13 protein-coding genes are annotated in these 16,768 nt (G+C 60.4%); 2 read left to right on the forward strand and 11 right to left on the reverse strand.

Features of this window, described 5'->3' with window-relative positions; genetic code table 11:
- Positions 1–7 precede the first annotated feature (7 nt).
- The 4 genes from CRX69_RS15410 to CRX69_RS15425 are packed head-to-tail and all read right to left on the reverse strand — an operon-like array spanning position 8 to position 5,569.
- On the reverse strand, positions 8–1,957 hold the full coding sequence (locus tag CRX69_RS15410) for an acetyl/propionyl/methylcrotonyl-CoA carboxylase subunit alpha (protein ID WP_047228471.1): 1,950 nt from the start codon (positions 1,955–1,957) through the stop codon (positions 8–10).
- Complete coding sequence (locus tag CRX69_RS15415; RefSeq protein WP_047228470.1) at positions 1,957–2,772, reverse strand: gamma-carboxygeranoyl-CoA hydratase; 816 nt, start codon at positions 2,770–2,772, stop codon at positions 1,957–1,959. The genes CRX69_RS15410 and CRX69_RS15415 overlap by 1 nt, the downstream gene beginning before the upstream one ends.
- A 13-nt stretch (positions 2,773–2,785) precedes the next feature.
- On the reverse strand, positions 2,786–4,393 hold the full coding sequence (locus tag CRX69_RS15420; RefSeq protein ID WP_107322286.1) for a carboxyl transferase domain-containing protein: 1,608 nt from the start codon (positions 4,391–4,393) through the stop codon (positions 2,786–2,788).
- Between the two features lie 12 nt (positions 4,394–4,405).
- Complete coding sequence (locus CRX69_RS15425; protein WP_047228468.1) at positions 4,406–5,569, reverse strand: isovaleryl-CoA dehydrogenase; 1,164 nt, start codon at positions 5,567–5,569, stop codon at positions 4,406–4,408.
- A 187-nt stretch (positions 5,570–5,756) separates the two neighbouring features.
- On the opposite strand from CRX69_RS15425, the gene CRX69_RS15430 reads away from it, so the two are divergent.
- Positions 5,757–7,454: an AMP-binding protein gene (locus CRX69_RS15430; RefSeq protein ID WP_107322287.1), complete on the forward strand. Its 1,698-nt coding sequence runs from the start codon at positions 5,757–5,759 to the stop codon at positions 7,452–7,454.
- A 629-nt stretch (positions 7,455–8,083) separates the two neighbouring features.
- Here the strand turns inward: CRX69_RS15430 and CRX69_RS15435 are convergent.
- From CRX69_RS15435 to CRX69_RS15445, 3 genes are all read right to left on the reverse strand, one after another.
- The gene (locus CRX69_RS15435) at positions 8,084–8,983 is read right to left on the reverse strand and encodes a hydroxymethylglutaryl-CoA lyase (RefSeq protein ID WP_107322288.1); all 900 of its coding nucleotides are present in this window, start codon (positions 8,981–8,983) and stop codon (positions 8,084–8,086) included.
- Positions 8,984–9,030: 47 nt separating this feature from the next.
- Positions 9,031–9,432, reverse strand: a complete 402-nt coding sequence (locus CRX69_RS15440; RefSeq protein WP_047228465.1) for a MerR family transcriptional regulator — start codon at positions 9,430–9,432, stop codon at positions 9,031–9,033.
- 192 nt (positions 9,433–9,624) lie between these two features.
- Positions 9,625–10,554, reverse strand: coding sequence for a LysR family transcriptional regulator (locus tag CRX69_RS15445; protein WP_047228464.1), 930 nt, complete (start codon positions 10,552–10,554; stop codon positions 9,625–9,627).
- 178 nt (positions 10,555–10,732) lie between these two features.
- Here CRX69_RS15445 and CRX69_RS15450 point away from each other — a divergent pair, with 178 nt between their 5' ends.
- On the forward strand, positions 10,733–11,962 hold the full coding sequence (locus CRX69_RS15450) for an acyl-CoA dehydrogenase (RefSeq protein ID WP_047228463.1): 1,230 nt from the start codon (positions 10,733–10,735) through the stop codon (positions 11,960–11,962).
- Between the two features lie 74 nt (positions 11,963–12,036).
- Here CRX69_RS15450 and CRX69_RS15455 read toward each other — a convergent pair whose 3' ends face one another.
- The 4 genes from CRX69_RS15455 to CRX69_RS15475 all read right to left on the reverse strand — a co-directional run bounded on the left by CRX69_RS15455 (position 12,037) and on the right by CRX69_RS15475 (position 16,714).
- Entirely contained in the window at positions 12,037–12,906 is an 870-nt protein-coding gene (locus CRX69_RS15455; RefSeq protein WP_047228462.1) for an isocitrate lyase/PEP mutase family protein, read from the reverse strand.
- Between the two features lie 234 nt (positions 12,907–13,140).
- Positions 13,141–14,175: an arginine N-succinyltransferase gene (gene astA, locus CRX69_RS15465; RefSeq protein WP_047228461.1), complete on the reverse strand. Its 1,035-nt coding sequence runs from the start codon at positions 14,173–14,175 to the stop codon at positions 13,141–13,143.
- 61 nt (positions 14,176–14,236) lie between these two features.
- On the reverse strand, positions 14,237–15,253 hold the full coding sequence (locus CRX69_RS15470) for an arginine N-succinyltransferase (RefSeq protein ID WP_047228460.1): 1,017 nt from the start codon (positions 15,251–15,253) through the stop codon (positions 14,237–14,239).
- Positions 15,254–15,364: 111 nt separating this feature from the next.
- On the reverse strand, positions 15,365–16,714 hold the full coding sequence (locus CRX69_RS15475) for an APC family permease (protein WP_076383984.1): 1,350 nt from the start codon (positions 16,712–16,714) through the stop codon (positions 15,365–15,367).
- Between the last annotated feature and the right edge of the window lie 54 nt (positions 16,715–16,768).

A 16,768-nucleotide genomic window follows, 5' to 3' on the forward strand; every position in this document is an offset into this window, starting at 1 on the left:
CCGATACTTACTCTTCGAACTCCACCAACGCGCAGCCCTCGCTGACCATTTCACCTTCCTGGCAATACAGTGCCTTGATCACACCGGCTTGGGGCGCGCGAATGCTGTGCTCCATTTTCATCGCCTCCAATACCACCAGTTGCGCCCCGGCTTCCACCGTCTGACCGGCGCTCACCAGCACCCGAACGATACTGCCGTTCATGGGGGCGGTCAGGCCGCCTTGGTGGCTGTGGCTGGCTTCGGCGGCGGCCAGCGGGTCGTACACGTCGACTCGGTGCAGGTCACCTTCCCATTGCAGATACAGGCTGTCGCCCTGGCGAATGGCGCGATGCCTGCGCCGCAGGCCATTGTGCTCGGTCACCAGTTGCTCACCCCGGAATTCTGTACGACCAGCCGTGACGTCCAGGGTCAATGCTCGATCCTGGCCCTCACAGCTAAGGTGCACAGTGGTCTGTCTTGGCAGCCCCAGACGCAGTCCGGCGGTGTTGGCCCAAGGTGAGTTGGCGTCATCGGACCGTGCATGCGGCGTCAGACTCAAGGCGAAGCCATGGGCCGCCGCGAGCCAGAAGTCGTCATCCAATTCGCCGGGCTCTGGCAATAGTTGCGTCTGGTAACGTGGGATAAATCCAGTGTCCAGCTCCGCCGCCGCAAAGGCGGGGTGGGCCACGATGCGTCGTAGAAATCCGATGTTGGTTTTCAGCCCGCCGATGGCAAACTCATCGAGCATGCTCAAAAGCCGCAACCGCGCCTGTTCACGATCCTCGCCCCAGGCAATCAGCTTGCCGAGCATCGGGTCGTAGAACGGTGAAATCTCATCGCCTTCCTCCACGCCGCTGTCGACCCGACGACCCGGTGCCGCACTCGACTCGCGATACAACGCCAGGCGCCCGGTAGCCGGCAGGAAGTCGTTGGCCGGGTCTTCGGCGTACAGGCGCACTTCGATAGCGTGGCCCCGCAGTGGCACTTGCTCCTGTGTCATGGGAAGCCGCTCGCCACGTGCCACGCGAATCTGCCATGCCACCAGATCGAGGCCGGTAATGGCTTCGGTGACCGGGTGTTCGACTTGCAGGCGCGTGTTCATCTCCATGAAGAAGAACTCACCGCGTGCATCCAGCAAAAACTCCACGGTACCGGCACCGACATAACCGATGGCTTGAGCCGAGCGCACGGCGGCTTCACCCATGGCACGCCGCAGTTGTGGGGTGAGGCCGGGGGCAGGGGCTTCTTCCACCACTTTCTGATGCCGACGCTGGATCGAGCAATCACGCTCATTGAGGTACAGACAGTTGCCGTGCTGATCGGCAAAAATCTGGATTTCCACGTGCCGTGGCTTGAGCAGATATTTTTCCACCAGCATCCGCGAATCGCCAAACGACGATTGCGCTTCACGCTGGGCCGAAGCCAGGGCTTCGGCCAGTTGGCTGACGTCCTCGACCACTTTCATGCCTTTGCCGCCGCCACCGGCAGTGGCCTTGAGCAGTACCGGATAGCCAATGCGTTCGCAGGCGTCGCGGAAGGTCTCCAGGTCCTGGGCTTCGCCGTGATAACCGGGCACCAGAGGCACACCGGCGGTTTCCATGAGGGCTTTGGCGGCGGACTTGCTGCCCATGGCATCAATGGCCGAGGCGGGCGGGCCGAGGAAGATCAAGCCGGCGTTTTCGATGGCCCGGGCGAACCCGGCATTTTCCGAAAGAAAACCATACCCGGGATGGATGGCCTGGGCGCCGCTGGTCTTGGCCGCGTCGATCAGTTTGTCGATTTGCAAATAGCTGTCAGCGGCCTTGCTACCGCCCAGGTCAACGCGGATATCGGCTTCACGGCTGTGACGGGCATCGCGGTCGGTGGCGCTGTGGACGGCCACTGTGGTCAGCCCCATGGCCTTGGCGGTGCGCATCACGCGACAAGCGATTTCACCACGGTTGGCCACCAGCAACGTGGTGAGGATGGGGACGCTCATCAACGCGGCTCCTTGTTGTTCGATTCGGCCTGCCAGCTGGGCGAGCGCTTTTGCAGGAACGCTCGTAAACCTTCCTGGCCTTGCGCACTGACGCGGATGCGGGCGATGGCGTTTTCGGTGTAGCGCCGCAATGCAGGTGTGAGGGCGCCGTTGCCGACTTCACGCAACAGTTCCTTGCTGGCGCGCATGGCCGCCGGACTGTTGAGCAACAGGTTGTCGACCCATTGTTCGACCTGCTGGTCCAGTGTTTCGGCCGGGTAACTTTCCGACAGCAGACCGATTTCTTTTGCCCGTTGTCCGTCGAAGCGTTCCGCGGTCAGGGCGTAACGCCGCGCGGCCCGCTCTCCGATGGCTTGCACCACGAACGGGCTGATCACCGCCGGCGCCAGGCCAATGCGTACTTCCGACAGACAGAACTGCGCTTGATCAGCGCCAATGGCCATGTCGCAGGCGCTGATCAGCCCCAGCGCACCGCCAAACGCTGCGCCCTGGACCACCGCCACGGTAGGAATTTTCAACTTGGCGAGGTTGTACATCAGCTCCGCCAGTTCCCGGGCGTCGTCCAGGTTGGTGTGGTAATCGAGTTCGGCCGACTGCTGCATCCAGGCCAGGTCGGCACCGGCGCTGAAGTGTTTACCGCGACCACGGATCAGCAGAAAACGCAGGTTCGGATCACTGCTGACATGGTCCAGGGCAAGGATCAGCTCGCGGATCATTTCGGCGTTGAACGCGTTGTTTTTCTGCTCACGGCTGAGCCACAAGGTCGCAAAGCCGCGGGGGTCGCTGAGCAGTTCGAGGGTGTTGAAGTTATCCATGTGCATTCCCCGTTTACATCCGGAACACGCCGAAGCGGCTCGGTTCGATGGGCGCGTTCAATGACGCGGACAAGGCCAGGCCCAGTACATCGCGGGTCTGGGCCGGGTCGATGACCCCGTCGTCCCACAGCCTCGCGCTGGAATAGTAGGGGTGGCCCTGCTCTTCGTACTGATCGAGAATCGGTTGTTTGATTTCAGCTTCCTGGGCGGCGCTGAACGGATGGCCGCTACGTTCGGCCTGTTCGCGCTTGACCTGCACCAGTACGCCGGCGGCCTGTTCGGCACCCATCACGCCAATCCGCGCATTCGGCCACATCCACAGGAACCGTGGGTCGTAGGCGCGGCCGCACATGCCATAGTTGCCGGCACCAAAGCTACCGCCGATGATGACCGTGAATTTCGGCACCTTGGCGCAGGCCACCGCCGTCACCAGCTTCGCGCCGTGTTTGGCAATGCCGCCGGCTTCGTATTTCTGCCCGACCATGAACCCCGTGATGTTTTGCAGGAACAGCAGCGGGATACCGCGTTGACAGGCCAGCTCGATAAAGTGCGCGCCTTTTTGCGCGGCTTCGGCGAAGAGGATGCCATTGTTGGCGAGAATCGCGATCGGGTAGCCGTGCAAGTGAGCAAAACCGCAGACCAGCGTCGTCCCGAACAGCGCCTTGAACTCATCGAACACCGAACCGTCCACCAGCCGCGCAATCACTTCACGCACGTCAAACGGCTGCTTGGCGTCCGCCGAAACCACGCCGTACAGCTCGTCGCTCGAATACAGCGGGGCGATGGGGGCACGTTGCTGCACTTCGCCGAGCTTGTGCCAGTTGAGGTTGGCAATGCTGCGGCGGGCAATGGCCAGGGCGTGTTCATCGCTGTCGGCGTAGTGATCGGCGACGCCGGAGATCTTGCAGTGCACATCGGCACCGCCCAGGTCTTCAGCACTGACCACCTCTCCGGTGGCCGCTTTCACCAGCGGTGGGCCGGCCAGGAAGATCGTGGCTTGCTGGCGAACCATGATCGCTTCGTCGGCCATCGCCGGCACATAGGCGCCACCGGCGGTGCAGGAGCCCATGACCACGGCAATTTGTGGAATGCCCATGGCGCTCATGTTCGCCTGATTGAAGAAGATCCGCCCGAAGTGCTCACGGTCGGGAAACACTTCGTCCTGGCGCGGCAGGTTGGCGCCGCCGGAGTCCACCAGGTATATGCACGGCAAACGGTTCTGTTGAGCGATGGTCTGCGCGCGCAGGTGCTTTTTCACGGTCAGCGGGTAATACGAACCACCTTTTACGGTGGCATCGTTGGCGACAATCATGCACTCGACGCCTTCCACCCGGCCGACCCCGGCAATCACGCCAGCGGCCGGCACGTCTTCGCCATACACCTCGTAAGCTGCCAATTGGCTGATCTCGAGAAACGGCGAACCCGGATCGAGCAAGCGATTGATGCGCTCACGGGGCAGCAGTTTGCCCCGCGAGGTGTGGCGCTCCTGCGCCTTGGGGCCGCCACCTTGTTGAACCTGAGCGAGCAGGGTGTGCAAAGCGTCGACCTGTTTGAGCATCGCCTCGCGGTTGGCAATAAATTCCGCTGAGCGCGGATTGAGCTGGGTATGCAGCGTGGCCATGGACAGCTCCGTTTAGCGGGTTTCGTTGAACAGTTCACGACCGATCAACATCCGGCGAATCTCACTGGTACCAGCACCGATTTCGTACAGCTTGGCGTCACGCAGCAGGCGACCGGCGGGGAATTCATTGATGTAGCCGTTACCCCCCAGAATCTGGATCGCGTCGAGGGCCATCTGCGTGGCGCGTTCGGCGCTGTAGAGGATGACCCCGGCGGCGTCCTTGCGGGTGGTTTCGCCGCGCTCGCAGGCTTGGGCCACGGCATAGAGATAGGCTCGGCTGGCGTTGAGCTGGGTGTACATGTCCGCGACTTTGCCCTGGATCAACTGGAATTCGCCGATGCTCTGGCCGAACTGCTTGCGGTCGTGGATGTACGGCACGATCAGGTCCATGCAGGCCTGCATGATCCCGGTAGGGCCGCCCGACAGCACGACACGCTCGTAATCGAGGCCGCTCATCAGTACCTTCACGCCACCATTGAGCACCCCGAGGATGTTCTCTTCCGGGACTTCGACGTCATCGAAAAACAACTCGCAGGTGTTGGAGCCGCGCATGCCGAGCTTGTCGAATTTGTTGCTGCGACTGAAGCCCTTCCAGTCGCGCTCGACGATGAAAGCAGTAATACCGTGGGGGCCTTTTTCCAGGTCAGTCTTGGCGTAGATCACGTAGGTGTTGGCGTCGGGACCGTTGGTGATCCAGGTCTTGCTGCCGTTGAGCACGTAGTGGTCGCCGCGCTTGTCGGCCCGCAACTTCATCGACACCACGTCAGAGCCGGCGTTGGGTTCGCTCATGGCCAGTGCGCCGATGTGTTCGCCGCTGATCAGCTTGGGCAGGTACTTGGTTTTCTGTTCGTGATTGCCGTTGCGGTTGATCTGGTTGACGCAGAGGTTGGAGTGGGCGCCGTAGGAGAGGGCGACCGAGGCCGAGCCGCGGCTGATTTCTTCCATTGTCACCACGTGGGCCAGATAACCCAGGCCAGCGCCGCCATATTCTTCCGGGACGGTGATGCCCAGCAGGCCCATGTCGCCGAATTTGCGCCACATGTCGGCAGGGAACAGGTTGTCGATGTCTATCTGGGCGGCCCGTGGCGCTAGCTCGGCTTTGACGAAGGCCTGCACCTGATCACGGAGCATGTCGATGGTTTCGCCGAGGGCAAAGTTCAGGGATGGGTAGCTCATGGGACACCTTTTGGCTTTTTTGTCGGGTGTGGAGAGGGGGGATTGGCTCTCACCTTTACGTTAACGTAAGCCTGTGACGAATGGCTGTCAATCACCCTTTACGTTAACGTCAACTTACGCCAAAGTAAGTGCGCTTGAGTCAGCAGGTTCACCGATACACCCACTAATAAAGACAAGAGGGGTCATCATGGATCAACCCGGTTCGCAATCGCAGCTCAGCTACACCCGCGGCTCCCAGGACAAGACTCTGCTGGCGCACACCATCGGCGAGGCCTTTGATCAGACTGTGGCCCGGTATCCCGATGGCGAGGCGTTGGTGGTTCGCCATCAATCGCTGCGTTATACCTGGCGGCAACTGGCCGAAGCCGTCGACTTGCATGCCCGAGCCCTGTTGGCGCTGGGCTTGAAAGCCGGCGACCGTCTTGGCGTGTGGGCCCCCAACTGTGCTCAGTGGTGCATCAGCCAGTTCGCCAGTGCGAAGATCGGTGTCATTCTGGTCAACATCAACCCGGCGTATCGCAGTTCCGAACTCGAATACGTGCTCAAGCAGTCAGGTTGCCAATGGCTGGTCTGCGCCGCAGCGTTCAAAACTTCGGATTATCACGCCATGGTGCAAGCGCTCGCGCCTGAACTGGCGGAGCAATCGATAGGCCAGTTGCACAGCGAGCGTCTGCCGCTGCTACGAGGCGTGATCAGTCTGGACGCCCAACCACCGTCAGGCTTTTTACCCTGGTCACAACTGGCAGCCCTTGGCGCTGCGGTTTTGCCTGAGCAACTGGTCGAGCGCCAGGCCAGCCTGCATCATGATGACCCGGTGAATATCCAGTACACCTCCGGCACCACCGGGTTCCCCAAGGGCGCGACCCTCAGCCATCACAACATCCTCAACAATGGTTACATGGTCGGCGAAAGCCTGGGTCTGACGGCGAGCGACCGGCTGGTGATCCCGGTACCGCTCTACCATTGTTTCGGCATGGTCATGGGCAATCTGGGCTGCATGACCCACGGCAGCACCATGATCTACCCCAACGACGCCTTCGATCCGTTGCTGACCCTGCGTACCGTGGCCGAAGAAAAAGCCACGGCGCTGTATGGCGTGCCCACCATGTTCATCGCCATGCTGGACCAGCCGCAACGAGGCGATTTTGATTTGTCCAGCCTGCGCACCGGGATCATGGCCGGGGCCACTTGCCCTATTGAGGTGATGCGCCGGGTCATCAACGAGATGCACATGGCCGAAGTGCAGATTGCCTACGGCATGACGGAAACCAGTCCTGTGTCGTTGCAGACCGGTCCTTCAGACGAACTGGAATTGCGCGTGACCACCGTTGGCCGTACCCAGCCGCAGTTGGAGAGCAAGATCGTCGACGAGGCCGGCAATATCGTTGCCCGTGGCACCATCGGCGAGTTGTGTACCCGTGGCTACAGCGTGATGCTCGGCTACTGGGACAACCCTAGCGGCACTGCTGACGCCATCGATCAGGACGGCTGGATGCACACTGGCGACCTGGCGACCATGAACGAAGAGGGTTATGTCTGCATCGTCGGACGCAACAAGGACATGATCATCCGAGGCGGCGAGAACATTTATCCGCGTGAGCTGGAAGAATTTTTCTTCACCCACCCCGCAGTGGCTGATGTGCAAGTGATCGGCATTCCGTGCTCGCGCTACGGTGAAGAAATCGTCGCCTGGATCAAGTTCCATCCCGGCCACAGCGCCACCGAGCAAGCCTTGCAGGCCTGGTGCAAAGAGCACATTGCCCACTTCAAGACGCCACGTCATTTCAAGTTCGTCGAGGAGTTCCCGATGACCGTGACCGGCAAGATCCAGAAGTTCCGCATGCGCGAAATCAGCATTGAAGAACTGCGCGAAAAGGAAAGCTGAGAAAAATCCCCTGTGGGAGCGGGCTTGCTCACGAATGCGGTGTGTCAACCAAGGTGATATGGCTGACACATCGCCCCGGAAAACCCAAATCCCAGATAGCACAAAGGGGAGCCGAAGCTCCCCTTTAATTTTGTCGTTACGTGCTCTTTTTTTTATTATTGAGGGGCGGCCTGTTGTTGTTTTTAGTAGCCGTGACCCTTTACCGCTGTTTTGGTGATCCCCATCCGGGATCAAGAGCAAACGTATTTTTTTGAGCGCTGACCTGCTTTTTCGCTTCGCGATCCAACCGATTCGGGGGCTACCTGAAGGTAGTTTTATTGTTCTCTGCCCGGTTGCGGGTTGCTCCTGAAAGCACCCTGAAAAGCCCATCCTCTCCAAAAAAATCTGTTAGCTGCGCCTCTGTCGTGTTGTTTTTGTTATGTCAGAGTCGTTTCGTCTTGTTTTTATTGGGTGTATCGCATTTTTTATTTTTGTTATGCAAAAGGTATAGCAGGGTGCGTGCCAACTTTTATAAATGCTTTATAAATCAATGATTTGGGTTTTTTGTCGGAAATATCCGCCCGTCCAGACCTGACAAATTGTTTCCGTGTTACTCGTTTCGTAGCTGTTACACCGGGAGCGGTAACACCTCACTGTGCGGCGCGCGCCTTGGCTACCCGCGAACCGGTAGGGCGACCCAGCACGTCACAGATCTGCCGGCCGGCACCTATCAGTGCGTCCAGGTCGACGCCGGTTTCAATGCCCAGGCCATTGAGCAGGTACAACACGTCTTCGGTGGCAACGTTACCGCTGGCGCCCTTGGCATACGGGCAACCGCCCAGGCCTGCGACAGAACTGTCGAACACGGCGATGCCTTCCAGCAGACTGGCGTAGACGTTGGCCATGGCTTGGCCGTAGGTATCGTGGAAGTGCCCGGCGAGCTTGTCCCTGGGCACTTCAGCCGAAACCACCTCGAACATCTTGCGTGTGGCGCCAGCGGTGCCGGTGCCGATGGTGTCCCCCAAGGACACCTCGTAGCAGCCCATTGCGTACAGTTCGCGGGCGACCCACGCCACTTGTTCGGGCTTGACCGCGCCTTCGTACGGGCAGCCCAGCACGCAGGAGACGTAACCGCGCACGCTGACACCGTTCTGCCGGGCGGCTTCCATGATCGGCGCAAAGCGCTCAAGGCTTTCCTTGATGGAACAGTTGATGTTGCGCTGGGAGAATGCTTCGGACGCGGCGGCGAACACGGCGACCTCTTTCACGCCGGCCGCCAGCGCGTCTTCAAAACCCCGCAGGTTCGGCGCCAGGGCGCCATAGGTGACGCCGGGTTTGCGCTGTATCTGCGCGAACACCTCGGCGGAGCCGGCCATTTGCGGCACCCACTTGGGCGAGACAAAACTGCCGGCTTCGATATAACCCAGGCCGGCGGCGCTCAGGGCGTCCACCAGGTGCACCTTGTCGGCGACACTGATGGGTTGTGCTTCATTCTGCAGGCCGTCGCGAGGGCCAACTTCAATCAGGCGTACAAAGGAGGGAAGGGACATGGGGATTGACCTGTAGTGGGCTGCCAGTATCAAGAGGATGACAATGATTACTGCACGGTTTCCTGACCTTTGATCGTCTGCTCCAGGGCCTGGATGCAGCGTTCTTCGGCGGTGTCGAGTTCCAGCTTCATCTGTTCGATGTCCAGCAGTTGCTGTTCGAGCTGTTCCCGACGTTCGGTGATCTTCGCCAGCATGCTGTGCAGTTGTTTCTGGTTGCCGCTGGTGGGGTCGTAGAGTTCGATCAGTTCACGGCACTCGGCCAGGGAAAAACCGATGCGCTTGCCCCGCAGGATCAGCTTCAGGCTGACCTTGTCCCGAGGCGAATAAATGCGTTCCTGGCCACGTCGCTCCGGGCTCAGCAGGCCTTGCTCTTCATAGAAGCGGATGGCCCGGGTGGTGATATCCAGTTCGCGGGCGAGGTCGGAGATGCTGTAGGTCTGGCTGCTCATGGAAGCGCTCGAAACGAAAGGGGCTGGCGCTAAGCTAATGGCAGGTTGACGTTCACGTCAAGCAATCAGATCCCAATGCAGACACACCCCTTGTGGGAGCGAGCCTGCTCGCGATAGCGGTATACCTGTCAGCATTAATGTTGACTGACCCGGCGCCATCGCGAGCAGGCTCGCTCCCACAATTTTGATCGCCTAAACCTTGTCGAGCTTCTTCTCATGCGCCGTCACCTGCTGGCACAGCTCGATCATCTGTTCGCGCATCCAGCGATTGGCCGGGTCCTGGTCGGTGCTTTCATGCCAGTAGAGATGGGTTTCCACGGGGGGCACATCGTTGACCGGCAACACGAAGGCATGCAGATCGTGACGACGGGCAAAGCGCTCGGGGACGGTCATGACCATGTCGGTCTGTTGCAACACCTGGGACGCCATCAAGTAATGCTGGGAGCGTAGGGCGATCTTGCGCTGGATGCCCATCTTGCCCAGGGCCAGGTCGACATAACCCAGACCGTTACGGCGGCTGGAAATATGCACATGAGTCTGTGCCAGGTAATCATCGAGGCTGATTTTTTCCTTGCCCGCCAGTGGGTGCCCCTTGCGCATGGCGCACACGTACCGGTCTTCCATCAGCTTGACGTGGCGCACTTGCGGGTCGGTATTGAGTGGCGCGTCGACGGCGAAGTCGAGGCGACCGGCGGCCAGTTCCTTGGTGGTTTCACGGCGCTTGGACAGGAAGCTCTCGATGGCCACGGTCGGCGCCAGGCGTCGCAGGCGCTGGAACAACAGAGGCAGGATCACGCCTTCGGTGAGGTCGGTCATGCTGATGCGGTAGGTCTTGACCGCCTGCAGCGGATTGAAAATCCGGCTTTCCTGCACCGACACTCGCAGCAACGATAAGGCATTGCGCACCGGGCCAATGATGTTCTGGGCCATGGGCGTGGGCACCATGCCCTGGGCCGTGCGCACGAACAGCGGGTCATTGAAGGTCTCACGCAAACGCGCCAGGGCATTGGACACCGCCGGCTGAGTGATGCCGACGATCTGTCCAGCGCGGGTCAGGTTGGCTTCGGTGTAGATCGCGTCAAAAACGATAAAAAGGTTGAGGTCGACCTTGCTCAGATTCATGGCGCTGCACTCTTGTTCTTGGGCTTGTTGTGAGGTGCCGGGTGGCGATGAAAATCAGTGAACCATATATCGGTGATGAATGTTAATACACGCCGAGAATAGGTTAGGTAAATTTTCGTAGCTGAACTAGCATCGATTTCATGACCTAAAAACAACCTCTGCCAAGAAGGTGCTTCTCATGGATTTTGCGTATTCCCCCAAGGTTCAGGAACTGCGTGAACGTGTCACCGCGTTCATGGACGCCTACGTATACCCGGCTGAAGCAGTGTTCGAACGACAAGTGGCCGAAGGCGACCGCTGGCAGCCCACCGCCATCATGGAAGAGCTCAAGGCCAAGGCCAAAGCCGAAGGGCTGTGGAATCTGTTCCTGCCCGAGTCTGAGCTGGGCGCTGGCCTGACCAACCTCGAATACGCGCCGTTGGCAGAGATCATGGGCCGTTCGTTGCTGGGGCCGGAGCCGTTCAACTGCTCGGCGCCGGACACGGGCAACATGGAAGTGCTGGTGCGTTACGCCAATGAAGAACAGAAACAACGCTGGCTGGAACCGCTGCTGCGCGGCGAGATCCGCTCGGCCTTCGCCATGACCGAGCCGGACGTTGCTTCTTCGGACGCCACCAACATGGCCGCCCGCGCCGAGCGCGATGGCGACGAGTGGGTGATCAACGGCAAGAAGTGGTGGACCTCCGGGGCCTGTGATCCGCGCTGCAAGATTCTGATCTTCATGGGCCTGAGCAACCCCGACGCGCCGCGTCATGCCCAGCACTCGATGATTCTGGTGCCGGTGGACACGCCAGGGGTAAAAATCGTACGTCCGCTGCCGGTATTCGGCTACGACGATGCGCCTCACGGCCACGCCGAAGTGCTGTTCGACAATGTGCGGGTGCCGTACGAAAACGTCTTGCTGGGCGAAGGGCGCGGTTTTGAAATTGCCCAGGGTCGCCTCGGCCCGGGCCGGATCCACCACTGCATGCGTTCCATCGGCATGGCCGAGCGTGCATTGGAGTTGATGTGCAAACGTGCCGTCAGCCGCACCGCCTTCGGCCAGCCGTTGGCGCGCCTGGGCGGCAACGTCGACAAGATCGCCGATTCACGGATGGAAATCGACATGGCGCGCCTGCTGACCTTGAAAGCGGCGTACATGATGGACACCGTCGGTAATAAGGTCGCCAAGAGTGAGATCGCCCAGATCAAGGTCGTTGCGCCGAACGTGGCCTTGAAGGTTATCGACCGGGCCATCCAGATCCACGGCGGCGCCGGGGTTTCCAACGATTTCCCGCTGGCCTACATGTACGCCATGCAACGCACCTTGCGCCTGGCCGACGGCCCGGATGAAGTGCACCGCGCCGCTATCGGCAAGTTCGAAATCGGCAAGTACGTGCCCAAGGAGATGTTGCGCAGCGGGCGCTAGGAAGTTAGCCCACTACGAGCCTTTGTAGGAGCAAAGCTTGCTTCCACAGGCTCATCTTGTGGGGGTGAGCTCGCTTACTCCTTGACGCTCATATATTCCTCGGCCCAGCGGATGTAATCCTCGGGCTGGGTGTAAGTGTGGGTCAGCTCGGTGGCGCTCAGGTCTGACGCCTGGGTGAAGATCTGCCGCTGTTCGCGCAGGCTGTCATAGGTGGCCTTGATCGCGGCGAAGTAGGCACCGTGACCATCGATGGTGACGCGCACGCCGAGTTCCGCCAGGCGTTTGTCGTCACGCAGCAACGGATTGCCATAGGTGACGAGCATCAACGGCACGCTCAGGTTTTCGCTGATCTGCGCCAGATGGTCGAAGTCCTGCACCCCCACCATGCAAATCCCGTCGGCGCCGGCACGTTCGTATTGCTGGGTCCGACTGATGATTTCCTGGACCGGTAGGATCCCGGCGTTGGTGCGGGCAATGATCGCCATTTCCGGGTCGACCCGGGCTTCCAGTGCTGCGCGAATCTTGCCGACACCTTCGGCGACGCCGATCAGGTCGGTGGATTTGCGGCCGAACTGGGCCGGCAGCAGCGTGTCTTCGATGGTCAGGGCCGCCACACCGGCGCGTTCGAGTTCGATGATGGTGCGCATCACGTTCAGGGCGTTGCCATAGCCGTGATCGGCGTCGGCAATTACCGGCAGTTGGGCTACGCGGCCAATGCGCGTGGCCTGCTCGGCGAATTCGCTGAGTGTGATGAGGGCAAAGTCCGGCGCCCCCAACACTTGCAGCGACGCGACCGAACCTCCCAGTATCCCTACTTCAAAACCCAGGTCGGCGGCGATGCGCGCTGACATCGGATCAAACACCGAGGCGGTGTGGTAGCAGGTTTCGCTCGCCAGCAGTTGGCGAAAGTTGCGACGCAAGTCTTGATGGGAAAGCCTGGGCATATGAGTTCCACCATTGGAATGGAAAGGCTTGAGCAAAAGTGTCAACGCCGAAAGATCCAAAGGCTATCACGCGCAAGGCTTAAAGATGATGACGAATGTGCATGGGCTATGTGTGTGCCGGATTGCAGAGGATCCCGACAGGCTGTCAGCGATGATCGAGCTGACCAAGGTGCAGGCAAAGGGGGCGGAGGCTAATGCGTGTCAGTGGATGAGGTATTTGTGCTCGAACCCAGCCTACGCCGCCACCGCTTGCCGCCCCTGTTGAAGCAACGCCACGGCGCGCACCGTGTCACCTGGTTGCATTTGCAGACGTTTGGCCGTGAGACGGTCCACCAGCAGGCTGTGACCGTGCTGGTGGGCTCGGGCACTGGTAACGCGGCAACTCGCCAGCCGTCGGTTGTGGATCAGCCAGACCGGTGCCTGTTCGTCCGGCATACCGATGGCCAGGGTCAGCGACTGGCTGTCGCGCACGGTCCGGATTTTCGCCACTGGCGCTTCGATCACCGGACCGCCATCGAAAATGTCGATGTAGCCTTTATGGGCAAAACCCTCGGCGCCGAGGATTTTCAGGGCCGGCTCGGTATTCGGGTGGGCCCTGCCGATAGCCGCCTGGGCCTGTTCGGTGAGCAGGCAGGTGTACAGGGGTTGGCGCGGCATCAGCTCGGCGATGAAGGATTTGTTGCCCATGCCGGACAATTGGTCGGCGTAGCTGAAGTCTTTCTGGAAGAAGTGCCGGCCCAGGCTGTCCCAGAACGGTGAACAGCCGTGCTCGTCGGCGTGTCCTCGCAATTCGGCGATCAGTTTTTCACCGAACAGCTGGGAAAACTCGGCCACGAACAGCAAGCGCGCCAGGGACAGCAGGCGTCCGTTATGGCCGCGGCGGTGTTCGGGATGCAGAAACAAGGAGCAGATCTCCGATTGCCCGGTCATCTCATTGTTGAGGAATAGTGTGGGTATCTGCCGCTGGATGCCCAGTTCAGGCGCGGAGCTGACGGTGACCCCGACTCGATAGTTGTACCAGGGCTCACGCAGCCCGACCGCACCGGTCAGGGCGCTGATACCGACTACTTGCCGGTCATCGTCCTCGAGCACGAACAGGTAATCGGCATCGGCGCGTTCGACTTGTCCGGCAAAGGTGCGCTGGGCCCAGCGCACTCGATGGGCCAGGCGTTCTTCGTTGGCCGGCAGGCTGGTGAACCCGGGGCCCGCGCAATGGGCCAGGTCCAGCAAGGCGGGCAGATCCGTCAGAGCGACCGGGCGCACAATCATGATGCAGCTCCTTCATCGTGCCAATCGGGGCGCTGATGCCAGGTGAGGAATCGCGTCAGGTTCATAACGCAACCACCCGGGCCCGCTCGCCGTCGGTGATACCCAGTGCTGCCAGCATCTGCGGTGTCAGGGACACGGTGCCCTCGGCACTGACGTCAAGCTCGGCCACGATGGCCCGGTAATTCTCCAGGCCGTCGTTGCTCAGCAGGAAGCGGCCGCCGAGGTCAATGTCTGAGCATTGTCGGGCCGTGGCTATACGGCTTTGGGTGATCGAGCGGATGTTCGCCACACGAGCATGCAGTGTCGGCCCGCCGTCGAAGATATCCACGTAGCTGTTGGTTTCGAAACCCTCGCGTTCCAGGATGTCGAAGGCTTCCTGGCCGTCGGGATGCACCCGGCCGATACAGGCTTGGGCCGCCTGGGACAGCATGGGTACATAAATCGGGTATTGCGGCATCAGTTCGGCGAGAAAGGTGCGGCTCTGCAGACCGCACAAGCGTTCGGCTTCGGCGTAGGGCAGGTCGAAAAAATGCTGGCCGACGGCATCCCAGAACGGCGACTGACCGTCATCGCTGCTGAAACCAACGATCTCGGTGATCACTGATTCGGCAAAGCGTTGCGGATGGGCGGCGATGAACATCAGCCGCGCGCGGGACAGCAACTCCGATTCCGGCGTGCGTACCCGTCCGGCGTCGATATGAAAACCGCGCAGCAGCGTCTGGCCATTGAGGTCCTGGCAAAGCGACAGCGCAGGTACGCCGTGCTGGATGTTCAGTTCCCGGGACTCGCTGGTAAACGGGCGATGCCGCAGGCTGTAGAACGGCTCATTGCAGCCGGTGCTGGCGAGAATCTCGGAACAGCCGGTCAATTGCCCGGATGCCAGGTCCTCCAGGACGAAGAAATAATTCTCTGCGCCAGGGCTCTGCACGTCGGTCTCGAACGAGGCACATGAATCGAGGATTTTGTCCCTCAGGCGTTCGGTATCGTCGGGAAGCGATGTGACGCCCACCAGACTGTCACGGGCCAGTTGCTGCAGTTGCGGCAGGTCGCTTAATTGAACTGGACGTAAGGCCAGCATGGATTGCACTCCTTTTCCAAAGAGCCCGGTGACATGCACCGGGCTTGACGATCACTGTCGATGTCCACGCATTGTGACGACGGCTGGTCGAACCCCTTCGACCGCCGATCCTCACTGTCCCGCAGGGTCAGGCAGGGCAGTATCGGTGCCGAACTTATTGAGCACGGCCAGATAGACCAGGCCTGCGGCAATCCATATCAAGCCGAGCTTCTGCGCATCCACGCCCATGTTGTACATGATGGCCGCGACGATGGCGAAGCCGATCAAAGGGCAGATCAGGTGGCGAATCACTTGGCCGGACCGCTGGCGGCGCCAGTGATGGTTGATCACGGTGATATGCAACAACATGAAGCCGCTCAAGGCGCCGAAATTGACCAGGGAAGTCAGGGTGTCCACGGCATCGATGAACAGGTAGCAGATCAACAGCGACAGCACCGCTACCAGATAGATGCTCAAGTATGGGGTGTTGTGTTTCGGATGGACCTTGGCCAGCACCTTGGGGAGCTTGCCGTCCCGGGCCATGCCGAACAACAGGCGCGACACTGCTGCTTGCGAGGTAATCGCCACAGCCACGCCCCAGGCCAGCGCCGTGGCGACGGCGGTCAAAGTGGCCAGCCAACTGCCGGCCGCCAATTCGGCGATTTCATAAAACGCGGTATCGGCGGACTTGAAGCCCATGCCGGCCGCCAGGTCGGTGGCAATCCAGGTCTGCACGACGAAAATCACCCCCATCACCAGCAGTGTGATCAACGCCGCCTTGCCCACGCTGCGCCCCGGATCATTCTTGATTTCTTCGGCCAGGGTGGAAATGGCATCGAAGCCCAGGAACGACAACACGGCGATAGACACGGCCTGCATCAACAGCGCGAAATCAAAACGTTCCGGGCTGTACAGCGGCGCCAGGGTCAGTTGGCCGTTACCGGCGCCCCCCTGCAAGGCATTCCAGGCGTAGAACAGGAAAATGGCCAGCACCATTAGTTGCGCCAGCAGGAAAATGATATTCATCCGTGCGGTGAAGGTGATGCCCCGCAGGTTGACGAAGGTCGCGCTGACCAGGAATGCCAGAATGAAACCGACCTTGGGAACGTCCGGGTACAGATGGTTCAGCGCCATGGCGGCGTAGACATAGAGCAGGGGCGGGATCAGCAGGTAGTCCAGCAGCATCAGCCAACCGGCGATGAAGCCCACGTGTGGGTTAAGGCCCCGTTGCGCATAGGAATAGACGGAGCCGGCCACCGGAAAAGCTCTGGCCATGCTGCCGTAGCTCAAGGCCGTGAAGAGCATCGCCACCATGCCGATGATATACGCCAACGGCACCATCCCCGGCGCCTCGGCGTTAACGTAGCCATACACGCCGAACGGTGCGATGGGGATCATGAAAATCATCCCGTACACCACCAGGTCCGTCAGCGACAGGCTGCGCTTCAATTCCTGTTTATAGCCAAATGCCTCGATACTCATAAGCCGTTCTCCTTCTCAGCTGTGTGGGTGTGCTCTTGCTTGTCGCTTGCCGCT

The sequence above is a fragment of the Pseudomonas rhizophila genome (assembly GCF_003033885.1).
GTDB lineage: Bacteria > Pseudomonadota > Gammaproteobacteria > Pseudomonadales > Pseudomonadaceae > Aquipseudomonas > Aquipseudomonas rhizophila.

Coding starts and splice junctions, on each gene's coding strand:
- CRX69_RS15455 (WP_047228462.1), bottom strand. CDS start 12,906: ATGCCCAGGCTTTCCCATCAAGACTTGCGTCGCAACTTTCGCCAACTG.
- CRX69_RS15440 (WP_047228465.1), bottom strand. CDS start 9,432: ATGAGCAGCCAGACCTACAGCATCTCCGACCTCGCCCGCGAACTGGAT.
- CRX69_RS15435 (WP_107322288.1), bottom strand. CDS start 8,983: ATGTCCCTTCCCTCCTTTGTACGCCTGATTGAAGTTGGCCCTCGCGAC.
- CRX69_RS15410 (WP_047228471.1), bottom strand. CDS start 1,957: ATGAGCGTCCCCATCCTCACCACGTTGCTGGTGGCCAACCGTGGTGAA.
- CRX69_RS15470 (WP_047228460.1), bottom strand. CDS start 15,253: ATGCTGGCCTTACGTCCAGTTCAATTAAGCGACCTGCCGCAACTGCAG.
- CRX69_RS15445 (WP_047228464.1), bottom strand. CDS start 10,554: ATGAATCTGAGCAAGGTCGACCTCAACCTTTTTATCGTTTTTGACGCG.
- astA (WP_047228461.1), bottom strand. CDS start 14,175: ATGATTGTGCGCCCGGTCGCTCTGACGGATCTGCCCGCCTTGCTGGAC.
- CRX69_RS15415 (WP_047228470.1), bottom strand. CDS start 2,772: ATGGATAACTTCAACACCCTCGAACTGCTCAGCGACCCCCGCGGCTTT.
- CRX69_RS15450 (WP_047228463.1), top strand. CDS start 10,733: ATGGATTTTGCGTATTCCCCCAAGGTTCAGGAACTGCGTGAACGTGTC.
- CRX69_RS15430 (WP_107322287.1), top strand. CDS start 5,757: ATGGATCAACCCGGTTCGCAATCGCAGCTCAGCTACACCCGCGGCTCC.
- CRX69_RS15420 (WP_107322286.1), bottom strand. CDS start 4,393: ATGGCCACGCTGCATACCCAGCTCAATCCGCGCTCAGCGGAATTTATT.
- CRX69_RS15475 (WP_076383984.1), bottom strand. CDS start 16,714: ATGAGTATCGAGGCATTTGGCTATAAACAGGAATTGAAGCGCAGCCTG.
- CRX69_RS15425 (WP_047228468.1), bottom strand. CDS start 5,569: ATGAGCTACCCATCCCTGAACTTTGCCCTCGGCGAAACCATCGACATG.